Raw genomic sequence first — 12,943 nt, 5'->3', positions numbered from 1 at the left:
AGCGGCGCGATCATGTCGCCCATGTTTGTCGCGTCAGCACGTATTAGAACATCTGCATCGCTTGCGGAAAGCGTCGGTCAAGCCAAATCGTTAGCCATTGTCCACAAAAGTTTACTTAATGGACACCGCCCGCTTGACCGTCCATTTCGCGTCCACTATCCGTATGTCCACCATAGCCTTTAATAAAAAGGGACGAGCATGATAGTCGGGTATGCACGAGTGAGTTCGGTCGGACAGGGCTACGAGACGCAGGTGGAGCGGCTGAAGGCTGAAGGATGTGAGAAAGTTTTCAGCGAGAAGAAGAGCGGCCTCGACAATGAGCGCCCGACACTTGCGAAAGCACTGGAGTTTGTGCGGGAGGGAGACGTGCTCGTTATCACCAAGCTCGACCGCCTGGCACGTAGCGCGTCACACCTTCACCAGATCGTGGACGGACTGGTCGCGAAGGGTGTCGGCTTCAAGGTGTTGGACGACAGCGGCATCGACACGACCACCAGATCGGGCAAGCTCCTGTTCGGCATTCTTGCATCGTTTGCGGAGTTTGAGACGGCGCTGCGCCGCGAGCGCCAGATGGAAGGCATCGCCAAGGCGAAGGCCGAGGGGCGCACTGGCGGACGCCCCGCTCTGATCACGTCGGACATTAAGGCTGACATCATCCGGTTGAGCGAGAGTGGCGAGAGCGTTCGCAAGATCGCTGCGCAAGTCGGTTTCAGTAAGTCGGCGGTGCAGAAGGTTCTAGGAGCTTGATAATCGGGCGGACTGGGGCGCCTCCATTAAGCGCCCCTGCCCGACAACACCTCATCGCTTATACGCGATCCTTCCGCCTTGCGTGGAAGATGATGTCCAGCGCGGCAGGTACGTCCGCTTCTCCCGTTACCTTGAACAGGGTATTGCCCCGGTCGTCCTTTATCGGGAGCTTCGCCACTGGGGTGAAGTGACCAACGTCACCGCGAACGGTGATCGACAACTGCTGTACCCTTGGCTGGACGATTACATACCAAAAGTTGTCGGGTGTTTCGGAGAAGTTCATCGACTGACCACGCTTCAGGTCGCCCGGAGTTCGAGCCCTGACACCTTCGAGCAAGAGGCGCGCTGCCCTTGTCATTTCTGGTCCCAACTTTCCTTCGCACATTGCCAGGAATTCGCGGTCACCCGGACCTGTGTAAGGTGAAATCTCCGGCATCGATGAGGCAGCCCCTTCAGGCGCAATCTCTGCGGCAAGAGCGATCGTTGCTGGCGTCGTTCCAATATTGACAGGGACCACCGCGTCCATCGCGAACGACAGAGTTGCCGCGTTCTTGTCGAACACACTCTGCTTCAGCATCAAGACACTGCGTTCGCCAACAGCTGTCTGACAATTCCCGAACAAGCGAACCTCGTGGGGTGGTAGCGTCATAGCCCATACACCGGGCGCGAGTTCCCTTACGTCTGCTGCTGTGATCCTGAGGACCATATCGACCTCCATTCCAGATAGAATATTATCTGCGCAGATAGTCTGAGATTACGCAACCAGAAAATTCTGCAGATAGTCACTTGACCGATCTGCGCAGATAGTTGATAACGGCGTGGTGAGGTTGATGCCTCTATCGCCTACCCGAGCGGCGGAGACCGAAAGGTCTGGGGCCGCTGAACCCTAAGTGGTCAACCCGAGCTCCCTCCGGAGCCGCCGACGAGGTTCTCGCGGTCACCCCCCCAACCCTCCTGAACTGCCACCCGCTTCGGCGGGAACGAGAACTGCTTTCCGCAGCCTCGGGTTCTTTGACATCGTGGTTAGGAAAACCTGCCAGGCTTGAAAGAAGCCCCGAGCAGGGCCGGGAAACGCTCGCCGGTTAGCAAGCAGCCAGCAAAGTCTTGCGATGATGAAACGGGCCGAACGGGGGCGTGAAAACCGCTCCGAAATTCAACAGTGTCCCTGTGCCTCTGGGTACGGGTACAAATATTAGGATATCTAAGATGGAAAAGCTGACCAACATCATTGCCGATGTCCAAGGCCGCAGAGACGTGTTCAGCGGACAGCTTGCCGATGTCGAGGGCAACATCATGGAGGCCGTTGCCGAACATGATGACGTTCTTTCCGACCGCAACATCGACGCGATTGCTCACACGAGCGCGCTAGCTTCCAAGCTTTTCACCCTAGCCCACGACTTGGCTCTCGGACTTTCGGTGGACAGCGTGGAAACGCAACAGCAAGTTCGGGAAGCTCTTGTCGCGTTGTCCGAACTCGCCGACCAATCGTTTCTGTCGGAAGACGAAGACGATGACGGCACTTGGGACCGTGCATGAGCGGTTGCTGCCGCGTTCGACACTGCGGAGAGCCGACTACCTCGCGCTACTCACCTTACTGCCGCCGCCACAAATCAACCCGCCGTCGCCAAGGAGACCCGACCCAGACGGCCATAGGCGCAACTGAACTCAAACCCTTCCGCGATCGCGTGAAGGCCCGAATAGAGAAGAACCAAGACAACCCTCTGTGGGAACATCTCGATGCCCTTTGGGGCACCATCGCCGCACAGGCGAGGAACGATGCCGAGCGCCAGACCGGCAATCGCTACCAGCGTAGCGCCGCCCACGAGCTTCTGAACATCAGCGCCGACAACAACCCGCGTGAGATCGTCGTCACAACGCTCGCCATGTTCGTGCTGTGGCATGACATGCCGTGGCGTTTCCGTTCGGATGCCGCCTTTCGGCTCCAGCTTGCCCGCCGTGTCCGTGCCCTCACCAGCCGGCACACTGGGCTTATCTACGACCACGCTACCGGCAAACATAGGCGCGTCTACCGCGAGATGACGCCCAAGGCCGGGAACATCATCGGCCAAAAACTGTCCAGCGCATTCGGTGCAGCCGGGTTTCAACTCGCCCTTCTGGACGAGCGGGAACGGGATGAAGTCCGCAAGGCGAAGGACGCCATAGCTAATGCAATCAAGGAACTGAAATGACCGTTACTCCAATGACTAGAACCGACAACGACGCTGTCCCCAGCATTGAAGCTGCCAACGAGGGCAAACACATTCTGATCTACGCCGACGGCTCTTGCTACGGCAATCCCGGCCCCGGAGGATATGCGGCCGTCCTTCGTCGTATGGACGGGAACACCCTACGGAAGATGCCGAAGACAGTCGGTGGTTGCGACACTGAGACCACTAGTGTGCGGATGGAGATGATTGCCGCAGCGACTGCATTGGAGGTGCTCAAGCCGGGAGAGCCCGAGCCAATCGTCATTTATTGCGATAGCAAACAGATTCATGACGGCATGACCCAATGGCTTCCAGGCTGGATTGCGAGAGGCTGGAAAGGATCAGGCGGGAAGTCTGTCAAGAACCGCGATCTTTGGGAGCGCCTTCTAATCGCCTCCGAGGGAAAGACCATTATCTGGAGGTGGGTGAAGGGTCACGCCGGACATCTCTTCAACGAGGAAGTGGATCGGCTGGCGCGGAAGCAAATGGCAAAGGCCCGACCGATGTCTTACGGGTTCGTTGCTGCCTAGGTCCCCATTGTCTCTTGACCGTCGTTTGAAGGTAACTAGGGATCAGAAGTTCCGCTTCGACCTCAACCCCGCAGGGCCCGCGCTCGTGGCCCTTGCCGGAGACATCGGCAACGAACTGCTGGCCTATGAGCACCGCAACCAACTTCGCGAACGTAAACGCAAGCCCGCCGATCTAGCCGCATTTGAGAACGCGGTCGGCGTGATAGTTGCCAACCTTGCACACTTCACGCTGTTCCCACCGGAGGCCGGGGCAATCATCCTGCCCATGGGTCACCCGAGAGCAGCACGTGTCGAAGCTTCCGTTCCCGGTTTCGGCACTGCCCTGAGGGCTATCGTCTCAGTAATGGAAGCCACTGGCGTCCTGCGCAGCACCGAGCCGGAGATTGCCCGCTTCGCTACCACAATCGCCCCCACCCAGGCATTTCGCGATGAAGTCCTTGCGCGCCATATCGGCGGTGAGGATTTCGAATGGCGGAGTATCGGGGACAATCTACGGCTCACGCACAAGGACACCAAAGGTAGGAAGACGCGGCTTCCAGTTCCGAAGACGGAGGAAGCAGCGTCGCTCCGGCAGGACGTGGAAGCAATCAACGAGTGGCTTGCGCGCGCAAACATCTCCTACACCGGCAACATGCCCCTCGATGTCCGAGACCGACGCCTCGTGCGGTGCTTCAATCAGCCGCCACACATAAACTTCCCATCACTGAGCTACGGCGGGCGGTTGTTCGGTGGGTTCTGGCAACGACATGGTTGGCACGTACGCCAACATATCCGCATTGGGGGCGAGCCCGTGGTGGAAGTCGACTACGGGCAGATGCTTCCCCGTCTCGCCTATGCTGAAGCGGATAGAGAACCACCGACCGGGGACCTCTATGCCGTCACCGGTACGGAGAGTTGCCGTGCTACGATGAAGAAGGCGTTCAACGCACTCCTGTTCAAGGTCGGTACGCTGCGCAGGTGGCCCCTAGAAATCCTTGACGGGTTACCGGAAGGGTGGACCGGGAGAACCCTCCGCACTGCCATCCTCAGTGTCCATCCGGGCATATCGCGCCTCGCCGGGACTGGGATTGGCTATCGCCTGTTCCATCATGAGAGCACGATAATGTGTGCAGTGCTCATGCGTTGCATGGCGGTGGGCGTCGTCGCCCTGCCCGTTCACGATGCAGTTGTTTGTCCGGCCTCCGCCGTTCATGTCGTCAGCAACATAATGCGGGAGGAAGCCTACCGTCATTGTGGTGTTGCCATTCCAGTGAGCGTCCAAGGGGGAGATTGCCTCGGAGGCTCTACGTAGGTCGGACATCCTCAAATCCAACCACATAGAACCTACATTCACCCTAACTATATCCCTTAGTGAGGGCCATAAGCCCAAACGAGCCACCAACTGTAGTCTCACCGCTGCTGGCGGTCGATGGGCTCCAACCACTCGCCTTGGTCGGCCCCGCTTCGGCGGGTCGTCCATTATCGCCCTCAGTCATCAGGTCGCTCACTCCGGATAGCGAGGGAACTTCTGTATCTCGCGATAAAGCGCAGAGATGGGGTGCTCAGCGACACAGCTACGCATCGAAGTGCCGCCCTTCGATCTCGGCTTCCAGCACCTCGACATAGTGTCGGGCAGCTTCATGGAACTGGACCTGCTCGTATCGCTGGCACTGATCCAGCAGCATCAGGCGCATGGCGATCTTCAACGTCTCGGCCCGGTGCCTGCCGTATCTAGTTCTGACGTTGGCCAGCATCGTCTTCTTGCGGTCTTGAAGGGCTTTGATTTCTTCCTCGACCGCCGCCCAATGCTCATGAAATCCGTGGAGAAATTCGGGGCTTAGGTCTTCGGGGTAGTTCCACTCGTGGTCCTCGCGCACGTAAGCGCGCCGCGCACGAGACTGACTTTCAGACGATCCCACCATATTTGTACTCCTCACATTCATGGCGGCAGGGTCAGGCCGCGTCGGGGCGGCCTTCGTCGGCCCGCTTCGTTGCTCGCAGGATTTGCACGAGTTCGGAGGTCATGGACCGTCCGTTGCTCTTGGCCCGAGCGATCAGCCACGCCTTCAGGTCGGGCGGAGTTCGGAATATGGTTTTCGGCTGGTTAGACACGTTCATGGGGGCTTGTCTCCGATGGTTATCGTATGCCACACAGGTATACGCTATTCAGATTGCCCCCGAAGTCAAATCGCCCGCACGGGGCCTCGACAGGTGAGATCATGGGAAGACCGCCAAGCCCGGACAAAGACAGGTTCATCGTCCGCCTGCCGGACGGCATGAGGGACCAGATCAACGCGGCAGCGCAGGCGAACAACAGGACGATGACAGCCGAGATTGTTGCCCGGCTGCGATGGTCATTCGAGGCGGGACAGGATGCGTATCCGCTTAACATCCCCGTGGCATCGAGCGTCGAAAAACGCCTCTCCACGGTGGAGCAGGACTACGTGTCGCGAGAGGAGTTTGTGGACTTCAAGTTGCTGGTTGAAGCCAGTCTCAAGCGCAAATGAAATTGATTTCCCACTACCATCGACTGGCGGCGGCTGGAGCCATATCTGGCTCCGACCAACGACATTTTCTCCCGGCAAGGTCAGCTACATGCTCCCGCATCGGTGGCGGTATCACGAAACGTCCATAAAATCCGCTACGGCGATGTTCAACTGCCATCCCGTGGTCGGGGCGGTGAAGTCCCTCGACATCACCATGACGCCTGCCTTCGACCTCATGAAGGGTGGCTCGGATGGCCCCCGCGCCAAATCAGATTGCCTGTTGATTAGGCTACCAGTTCACACCATTGAGGTCGGGGCGATTGTTTACGTCCGGCACATAGCGGGAGATGTATCCCAACAGGTCATTGCTATCCGGCCTCACTACTTTGATTTTCAGCCAATCCCCGCCAAATTCCAGAAGCTCTACAGTATGCCCTGCCTTGAGGCGTATGCAATCATTCAGAAATTCGTAGTACGCGGCATCGCTTGTCCGGCAAAAATCTATATCGGCTGGAAGCTCGATCCGAGTACCGCTCGAATGCCCGATTTTCCGGCTCACCAAATTCTCCATACGCGCCTGCGCTCCCGACACGGATGCAGCCAGTAGGGAGAGCGCAAACCCGACCGTAACGAACCTCGTAGCGATCAATCGCATTTGGCTGCTCCTGTGATTTTCAGTTTCAGAGAAGCAACGCCAAAATATCTAATTTTTGGATAAATCTGATTTTCAAATACCGCCAAGTCGAGCGAATGTTTTCTCGACGGGCGGATGGCCACCAAGTCACTTTATTCGGAGCGCCACCGCCGCTTGGCTGCTCTGCTCGTGGAAAAGCGGAAGCAGGCAGGGTTGACGCAGGCCACCGTTGCCGCAGCACTCGGTCGTCATCAACCCTTCATCGCCAACATCGAGAATGGGGAACGTAGACTGGACGTGGTGGAGTTTCTGGCGCTGGCTGACATCATCGGCTTCGATCCCCACGAGATAGTCAACGATCTTCTACAGATTGACCCACACGCCGCTCATTGAGCCGGAAACCTTTGACCCCACCGGCAAATCGGGTACTGCTTCCAGCCATTGAGGGTCTGGGGCGATACGTAGCGAATGCCGATACTGCGATGGTTGACGAGGGACGATGACATCCGGGCGGCTGATTGCGTCCCGTATAGGCTGCTGGAGGAAGTCCCCGAACTCGGTCATGGCGACCGCGACATCGGCAACATGCTCATTCAGGGCGATAATCTCGACGCGCTCAAGGCGCTGCTGCCATTCTACGCCGGTCAGGTGAAGTGCATCTACATCGACCCGCCCTACAACACTCGGTCGGCCTTCGAGCACTACGACGACAATCTGGAGCACTCGCAGTGGCTGGCCATGATGTGGCCTCGCCTCGAACTGCTGCGCGAACTCCTTGCCGAGGACGGCTCCATCTGGGTCAGCATTGACGACAACGAGAGCCACTACCTCAAGGTCGTCATGGATGAGGTTTTCGGTAGAGCGGATTTCGTGACCAATGTGGTGTGGCAGAAATCCTATACGTCCAATCAGACTGCGAAGTTCATCTCCGACACGCATGACCACATTCTGGTCTATGCGAAAGATCGTGATCGTTACTCGATGGGCAAGGTTGGGCGGACTGAGGAGCAGCGTAAGAAATTCAAGAACTCGGACGGGGACCCACGCGGCCCGTGGAAGGCAGAGAACCTGTCGGCAGGCAAGTTTTACGATGCTGGGCAGTTTGAGATTGTTGGCCCGACAGGAAAGCGCTTTCTGCCACCGAAGAATAGGTATTGGCGCTGCAATGAAGCAGTTTTCCAACAGTGGAAAGCTGAGGGGCGGATTACATTCGGACGCGACAATGAACGGCGACCGATGTTGAAGAAGTATCTCGCCGAAATGAATGACGGGCTGACACCGAACACATGGTGGACATATGCGGAAGTCGGAGGGAATAAACAAGCAAGCTCTGATCTAAAGAAGCTCTTCCCGGATCAGGAGGTCTTCGGAACACCGAAACCTGAAAGCCTGATCGAACGCATCCTTACGTTGTCTACTCAATCAGGCGATCTCGTGCTCGACAGCTTCCTCGGCTCGGGAACGACTGCCGCCGTGGCCCAGAAAATGGGTCGTCGCTACATCGGCATCGAAATGGGCGATCATGCCGAGACCCATTGCCAGCCGCGCCTCACCAAGGTGGTGGATGGTGAGCAGGGCGGCATCTCCGAGGCGGTGAACTGGAAAGGTGGCGGCGGCTTCCGCTACTACCGGCTCGGCGCGTCGGTGTTCGATGAGACCGGGCAGATACGTCCCGACATCGAGTTTCCGGTTCTCGCCGCGCATGTGTGGTTCTCGGAGGTCCGTTCGCCATGGTCGCAGCCCGACCTGCTGTCGCCGGTGCTCGGCGTTCATGACGGTCGAGCTTACGCTCTGCTTTACAATGGCATCTTGGGCGACAAGTCGGCCAGCGGCGGCAACGTGCTGACGCGCAAGACGCTGGCCGTGATCCGTGACGCGCTGCCCGAAGGCTTGACCGGCCCGGTCACGGTCTACGGCGAACGCTCGGTCTTGTCCGATGCCTCGCTGGTGCGTGAGCAGATCACCTTCAAGCAGACCCCCTATGACGTGAAGGCGCGGGCGTGATGGAACTTAAAGAGTATCAGGCCCAGACCCTCGCCACACTTCGCAGGTTCCTCGTCAAGGCCCGTGTAGAAGGCCCCGGCGCGGCCTACGAGGCCATCGTCGCCGAACCCGATATGGCGAAGCGGCTGAAAGGCTTCGCAGGCTCCTACAAGGCTCTGAACGGTCTGGACGAAACACCCTATGTCTGCCTGCGGCTGCCGACCGGCGGCGGCAAGACGGTTCTCGCCTCCCATGCCGTGAACATCGCCAAGGAGACGTGGATCGAGCGCGACTTCCCGCTGGTACTGTGGCTGGTGCCCACGACCACCATCCGCAGGCAGACGGTGGATGCGCTCAAGAACCCGCGCCATCCCTATCGCGCCGCACTGGACGAAGCCTTCTCCGGTCGGGTGCGCGTGTTCGACATTGGCGACTTCACGCAACTCCTGCCGCATGACCTGCGCTCGAACTGCTGCGTCGTGGTCGGCACGATCCAGGCGCTACGCGTGAAGGACACCGATGGCCGTAAGGTCTATGCCCACCACGAGATGCTGGAACCGCACTTCACCGGTGTGCCCGACAGGATGCCGGGGCTGGAGGTGATCGAAGACGGCAGGGGCGCGGGAACGATCAAGTTCTCGTTCGCCAACCTGATGCACCTGCACCGCCCACTGATGATCGTTGACGAGGCGCACAAGGCCGTCACCGGGCTATCTCGGGATATGCAGACCCGCGTGAACCCAACCGCCATCATAGAGTTCACCGCGACCCCGCGCACCAACTCCAACATCCTGCACTCGGTCTCGGCTCAGGAACTCAAAGACGAGGAAATGATCAAGCTGCCGGTCATGCTCGCCGAGCATCAGACATGGCAGGCTGCCGTGACCGGCGCAATCTCCAAGCGGGCCGAGCTTGCCGAAGATGCCAGCCGGGAACGCGACTACATCCGGCCCATCGTGCTGTTTCAGGCCCAGAACAAGGACGAGGAAGTCACCGTCGCTGTACTCAAACAGCACCTGATCGACGTGGAGGGGATCGACCCCAACCGCATCGCCATTGCCACCGGCGACCAGCGCGACCTTGACGGCATCAACCTGTTCGATCCCGACTGCGAGATAGACTTCATCATCACGGTCGAGGCTCTGAAAGAGGGCTGGGACTGCTCCTTCGCCTATGTGTTCTGTTCGGTCGCCAACATCCACAGCGCCACCGATGCCGAGCAGCTACTCGGGCGCGTACTGCGTATGCCCTACGCCAAGCGGCGGTCGATCCCGTCGCTCAACCGCGCCTATGCCAACCTGACCTCGAAATCCTTCTCGGAAGCCGCCTTTGCCCTCAAGGACCGGCTCGTCGCCATGGGCTTCGAGGAAGGCGAGGCCGAGGACAACATCATCCCCGAGCAGCTTGACCTTACCGAAGGGCTGTTCGGCCATGCCCGCCGACCGCAGCCGAGCGTCACCGTGTCGCTCGACGCTGACCCCGCCGCCGTCAAGGAACTGGAAGCTGCCGCGCCGACCAAGGTCCGCGTCACTGCCGGGGAGGATGGCAAGGCCGTGGTGAAGATAACCGGCTTCCTCAGCCCTGCCGAGAAGGAAAAGCTGATTGCGGCATTGCCCGAGACGGAAGTCGGCGGCTTCTCCGAACAGGTCGCCAGCTACGAGGCCGAGCATCTGCATCAAGCCTCGCCTGCCGAACGCGGCGAGACGTTTACCGTCCCGGCGCTGATGACGTGGGTGCAGGGCGAGCTTGAACTCGCCGACACCGACATATTGATGGAGTATCACGACTGGTCACTCGCCGACCATTCGCCGAAGCTTGAGGCGAAGGACTTCGCGATACAGGCGACGGCGGACACGTTCGAGATCGACATCGACCAGCAACGGCTGTTCGTGAAGCACGCCGACCAGAGCGCCCAGCTTCTGCTCGACATCCCTGTCGAGGGCTGGAGCGAACAGACGCTCGTGCTGTTTCTCGACCGGCAGGTGCGCGACAAGTTCATCGGACAGGGTGAACTCGTTCGCTGGCTGACCGATCTGGTGAACTACCTGACCGGCCCGCGTAACATCCCGTTGTCAGCGCTGATGCAGTGCAAGTACCCCTTGGCCCGCAAGGTCAAGGAGAGGATCGCCGACATCCGGGCCAAGGAGCGGACGGGCGTCTATCAACACTCGCTGTTCGCGCCGGAGGCCAAGCCCGAAATCTCCTTCGACAACGGTTTCGTCTTCGCCGACGACATGTTCGCCGGGGTCCGCACCTATCGCGGTGACTATCGGTTCTCGAAGCACTTCATCGGCTGGGACCGGGTGGCGGCATTCGACGGTGCTGACGATGGCGAGGAACTGGCCTGTGCCAAGCTGCTCGACAGCCTGACCGAGGTGAAGCACTGGATCAGGAACGTACCCCGCCACCCCGGCGCGTTCTGGCTCCCGACCGCATCCGGTAAGTTCTACCCCGACTTCGTGGCAGAACTGACCGATGGGCGCATCCTCGTGGTCGAATACAAGGGTGCGCACCTGACCGACGCCGCTGACACTGACGAGAAACGCGCCATAGGGGCGCTCTGGGAGCAGACCAGCGGCGGCAAGGGTCTGTTCCTCATGGCCGAAAAGCAGGTGGACGGCAAGGACGTGCGGGGTCAGATGCTGGCGAAGGTCCGCTGACCTTCTGCAATCCGCGACATCGAAGGCGGCCACCTTCGTTACAAAGCAAAGCGCAATTGATTTTACACCCGATACAGGAGAAAATCGGGAGAATGTAAATTTGGCATGGGAAAGAATTTGTATAGCGGCTCGCCATTCGTAAGAGAACTTACGATCAACAATTTCCGTTGTTTCTCGACGCGAGCTATCGATTTTGCGGTACCAGATGGCGGCCTTGGAAGTGGGTTGAACCTCTTTGTTGGCAACAACGGGACCGGGAAAACGTCCGTCCTTGAAGCTTTGGACTATCTATTCGGAGGAAAGTATAAGGCCGAAAATAGGCTTACCATCAAGGATTTCCATGATTTTGAAAGGCCAATCTCGGTCTCTGGGCGAACGGAAAGGTTTAGCGTCAAATCTGGTCTGGAGTATCACAGGACAAGATACTTCAATTGCATTGGGTTAAACGTCTCTGCCCAGCCACGAGACAGGAAGCAGCCGGGGAAATTTCTATCATCTCCGATTTCAGCCAAGAACCATTTCACCATTGATGAAGACACCTACTACAACGAAAGCGACGGGCAGCCTTACATCCAAAAGAGATCGGGGGATACCCGGACTGTAGATGCAAGAGAGTTGACGCTTGATACCGGCAAGATGGGTCCGAACGGTGTCAACGTCTTCTACTTCGATAAAAACCGTGCGCGTCATCTGGTCAGTGGCACGTATCGCACAACCTTCGATGCGATATGCGATGACCTGAACTGGAAATTTCAGAAGAAGCTCCGCGAAGAAGGGGGCGGTTCGGACTATGCTGCCAAGGTCTCAAACGACCTTTTCGTGTGGGCTATGGAGCTGGCGCAAAAAGGAACAGGAAACAAGCTCGGCGATCAGTTCAGCGAGTTTTTCGACAACACCCATTTCAAAAACCTAAGGTTTGAACTGCTGTCCCTGCTGGAGCCGTTTTCGTCGGCGTTCCTCGCAGTTAGGGCCGAAGGTCAAATCCAGCAGATTACGACAAAGAGCCTTGGTTCGGGGGTGGAGCTTGTCTTAGCCCTGCTGCTTCAACGGTTGCTGTCAGACACGGCCAGTGGCGATAAAATACTTCTGATAGATGAGCCGGAAATGCACTTGCACCCGACTGCTCAACGGAAGCTGGCCGACTTACTCCTTGAAGAAGCGAAAACCAGTCAGGTCATTGTCAGCAGTCATTCCCCTTACATGTTGCAACGCTTGGTAAAATTCGGGAAGACGAATGTCTTCACTGCCACAGAGACTGGAGAAATCGAAATCCAAGCGCAAGACGAGCTTGCAGCTTATTTCCCATGGAGCCCCTCGTTTGGCGAGGTGAACTTCAAAGCGTTCGCCATGCCGACCGTAGAGTTTCACAACGAGCTGTATGGCTTCATTCAAGATAAATACGCCCCCGCTGGTGGGGGAAAAGACATGGATAGCTTTCTCGCCACCAAGGGCATCCCCGCCGATCATACGTGGAAACGTGGAACATCCTCACATTCGGTGACCGAATGCACATACGTTCGCCACAGCATCCACCATCCCGAAAACACTCTCAATCCAGCATGTGACGAGGCTAAATTAGGCGCTTCGATAAGAAAGATGATCAGCGTTCTGTAGCGATATTAGCTTTGGCGGGAGTTTATCTATCTTAATCTCGACTGGTATCGGGGGATACGTTTTCGAGATACGGAAGCCGGAGGTATAGTCGAGAAAGCTACCG

At 58.1% G+C, this 12,943-nt stretch carries 14 protein-coding genes; 10 read left to right on the top strand and 4 right to left on the bottom strand.

The features are described 5' to 3' along the window. Window positions 1-198 precede the first annotated feature (198 nt). The gene (locus J2X50_RS13440; protein ID WP_429095653.1) at window positions 199-747 is read left to right on the top strand and encodes a recombinase family protein; all 549 of its coding nucleotides are present in this window, start codon (window positions 199-201) and stop codon (window positions 745-747) included. Window positions 748-805: 58 nt separating this feature from the next. Here J2X50_RS13440 and J2X50_RS13435 read toward each other — a convergent pair whose 3' ends face one another. After that, the gene (locus tag J2X50_RS13435) at window positions 806-1,324 is read right to left on the bottom strand and encodes a hypothetical protein (protein WP_429095650.1); all 519 of its coding nucleotides are present in this window, start codon (window positions 1,322-1,324) and stop codon (window positions 806-808) included. A gap of 629 nt (window positions 1,325-1,953) precedes the next feature. Here J2X50_RS13435 and J2X50_RS13430 point away from each other — a divergent pair. The 4 genes from J2X50_RS13430 to J2X50_RS13415 are packed head-to-tail and all read left to right on the top strand — an operon-like array spanning window position 1,954 to window position 4,775. After that, on the top strand, window positions 1,954-2,283 hold the full coding sequence (locus J2X50_RS13430; protein ID WP_429095649.1) for a hypothetical protein: 330 nt from the start codon (window positions 1,954-1,956) through the stop codon (window positions 2,281-2,283). Beyond that, entirely contained in the window at window positions 2,280-2,936 is a 657-nt protein-coding gene (locus J2X50_RS13425; protein ID WP_429095647.1) for a hypothetical protein, read from the top strand. Before J2X50_RS13430 ends, J2X50_RS13425 begins: the two co-directional genes overlap by 4 nt. Beyond that, on the top strand, window positions 2,933-3,484 hold the full coding sequence (locus J2X50_RS13420; protein WP_429095644.1) for a ribonuclease H family protein: 552 nt from the start codon (window positions 2,933-2,935) through the stop codon (window positions 3,482-3,484). Before J2X50_RS13425 ends, J2X50_RS13420 begins: the two co-directional genes overlap by 4 nt. Before the next feature lie 7 nt (window positions 3,485-3,491). Further along, on the top strand, window positions 3,492-4,775 hold the full coding sequence (locus J2X50_RS13415) for a hypothetical protein (protein WP_429095642.1): 1,284 nt from the start codon (window positions 3,492-3,494) through the stop codon (window positions 4,773-4,775). A gap of 262 nt (window positions 4,776-5,037) precedes the next feature. Here the strand turns inward: J2X50_RS13415 and J2X50_RS13410 are convergent, their stop codons facing one another. Both J2X50_RS13410 and J2X50_RS13405 read right to left on the bottom strand, forming a co-directional pair. Then, complete coding sequence (locus J2X50_RS13410; RefSeq protein ID WP_429095639.1) at window positions 5,038-5,385, bottom strand: hypothetical protein; 348 nt, start codon at window positions 5,383-5,385, stop codon at window positions 5,038-5,040. Window positions 5,386-5,416: 31 nt separating this feature from the next. Beyond that, the gene (locus J2X50_RS13405) at window positions 5,417-5,581 is read right to left on the bottom strand and encodes an Arc family DNA-binding protein (RefSeq protein WP_429095637.1); all 165 of its coding nucleotides are present in this window, start codon (window positions 5,579-5,581) and stop codon (window positions 5,417-5,419) included. Window positions 5,582-5,682: 101 nt separating this feature from the next. Between J2X50_RS13405 and J2X50_RS13400 the strand changes: the two genes are divergently transcribed. Further along, window positions 5,683-5,970, top strand: a complete 288-nt coding sequence (locus tag J2X50_RS13400) for an Arc family DNA-binding protein (RefSeq protein WP_429095634.1) — start codon at window positions 5,683-5,685, stop codon at window positions 5,968-5,970. A gap of 268 nt (window positions 5,971-6,238) precedes the next feature. On the opposite strand, the gene J2X50_RS13395 is transcribed toward J2X50_RS13400, so the two are convergent. Next, window positions 6,239-6,604: a hypothetical protein gene (locus tag J2X50_RS13395; RefSeq protein WP_429095632.1), complete on the bottom strand. Its 366-nt coding sequence runs from the start codon at window positions 6,602-6,604 to the stop codon at window positions 6,239-6,241. 114 nt (window positions 6,605-6,718) lie between these two features. Here J2X50_RS13395 and J2X50_RS13390 point away from each other — a divergent pair, with 114 nt between their 5' ends. The 4 genes from J2X50_RS13390 to J2X50_RS13375 all read left to right on the top strand — a co-directional run bounded on the left by J2X50_RS13390 (window position 6,719) and on the right by J2X50_RS13375 (window position 12,840). Next, window positions 6,719-6,976, top strand: a complete 258-nt coding sequence (locus tag J2X50_RS13390; RefSeq protein ID WP_429095630.1) for a helix-turn-helix domain-containing protein — start codon at window positions 6,719-6,721, stop codon at window positions 6,974-6,976. A gap of 75 nt (window positions 6,977-7,051) precedes the next feature. Further along, window positions 7,052-8,587: a site-specific DNA-methyltransferase gene (locus tag J2X50_RS13385; protein ID WP_429095627.1), complete on the top strand. Its 1,536-nt coding sequence runs from the start codon at window positions 7,052-7,054 to the stop codon at window positions 8,585-8,587. Continuing rightward, window positions 8,587-11,226 (top strand): DEAD/DEAH box helicase, encoded by a 2,640-nt coding sequence (locus J2X50_RS13380; protein WP_429095624.1) that lies wholly within the window; start codon window positions 8,587-8,589, stop codon window positions 11,224-11,226. The genes J2X50_RS13385 and J2X50_RS13380 overlap by 1 nt, the downstream gene beginning before the upstream one ends. A 105-nt stretch (window positions 11,227-11,331) precedes the next feature. Beyond that, window positions 11,332-12,840 (top strand): AAA family ATPase, encoded by a 1,509-nt coding sequence (locus J2X50_RS13375; RefSeq protein WP_429095621.1) that lies wholly within the window; start codon window positions 11,332-11,334, stop codon window positions 12,838-12,840. The last annotated feature ends 103 nt before the right edge of the window (window positions 12,841-12,943 follow it).

The organism is Aminobacter sp. BE322, assembly GCF_050433525.1.
In the GTDB taxonomy this organism is placed as follows: Bacteria; Pseudomonadota; Alphaproteobacteria; order Rhizobiales; family Rhizobiaceae; genus Aminobacter.
Note: the sequence above shows the minus strand (reverse complement) of the source record. Positions and strands in the feature narration are given on the sequence as shown.

What these genes read in the sequence shown, in the direction of transcription:
- J2X50_RS13440 (WP_429095653.1), top strand. Translation starts at nt 199, where the DNA reads ATGATAGTCGGGTATGCACGAGTGAGTTCGGTCGGACAGGGCTACGAG.
- J2X50_RS13435 (WP_429095650.1), bottom strand. Translation starts at nt 1,324, where the DNA reads ATGCTGAAGCAGAGTGTGTTCGACAAGAACGCGGCAACTCTGTCGTTC.
- J2X50_RS13430 (WP_429095649.1), top strand. Translation starts at nt 1,954, where the DNA reads ATGGAAAAGCTGACCAACATCATTGCCGATGTCCAAGGCCGCAGAGAC.
- J2X50_RS13425 (WP_429095647.1), top strand. Translation starts at nt 2,280, where the DNA reads ATGAGCGGTTGCTGCCGCGTTCGACACTGCGGAGAGCCGACTACCTCG.
- J2X50_RS13420 (WP_429095644.1), top strand. Translation starts at nt 2,933, where the DNA reads ATGACCGTTACTCCAATGACTAGAACCGACAACGACGCTGTCCCCAGC.
- J2X50_RS13410 (WP_429095639.1), bottom strand. Translation starts at nt 5,385, where the DNA reads ATGGTGGGATCGTCTGAAAGTCAGTCTCGTGCGCGGCGCGCTTACGTG.
- J2X50_RS13405 (WP_429095637.1), bottom strand. Translation starts at nt 5,581, where the DNA reads ATGAACGTGTCTAACCAGCCGAAAACCATATTCCGAACTCCGCCCGAC.
- J2X50_RS13400 (WP_429095634.1), top strand. Translation starts at nt 5,683, where the DNA reads ATGGGAAGACCGCCAAGCCCGGACAAAGACAGGTTCATCGTCCGCCTG.
- J2X50_RS13395 (WP_429095632.1), bottom strand. Translation starts at nt 6,604, where the DNA reads ATGCGATTGATCGCTACGAGGTTCGTTACGGTCGGGTTTGCGCTCTCC.
- J2X50_RS13390 (WP_429095630.1), top strand. Translation starts at nt 6,719, where the DNA reads ATGGCCACCAAGTCACTTTATTCGGAGCGCCACCGCCGCTTGGCTGCT.
- J2X50_RS13385 (WP_429095627.1), top strand. Translation starts at nt 7,052, where the DNA reads ATGCCGATACTGCGATGGTTGACGAGGGACGATGACATCCGGGCGGCT.
- J2X50_RS13380 (WP_429095624.1), top strand. Translation starts at nt 8,587, where the DNA reads ATGGAACTTAAAGAGTATCAGGCCCAGACCCTCGCCACACTTCGCAGG.
- J2X50_RS13375 (WP_429095621.1), top strand. Translation starts at nt 11,332, where the DNA reads ATGGGAAAGAATTTGTATAGCGGCTCGCCATTCGTAAGAGAACTTACG.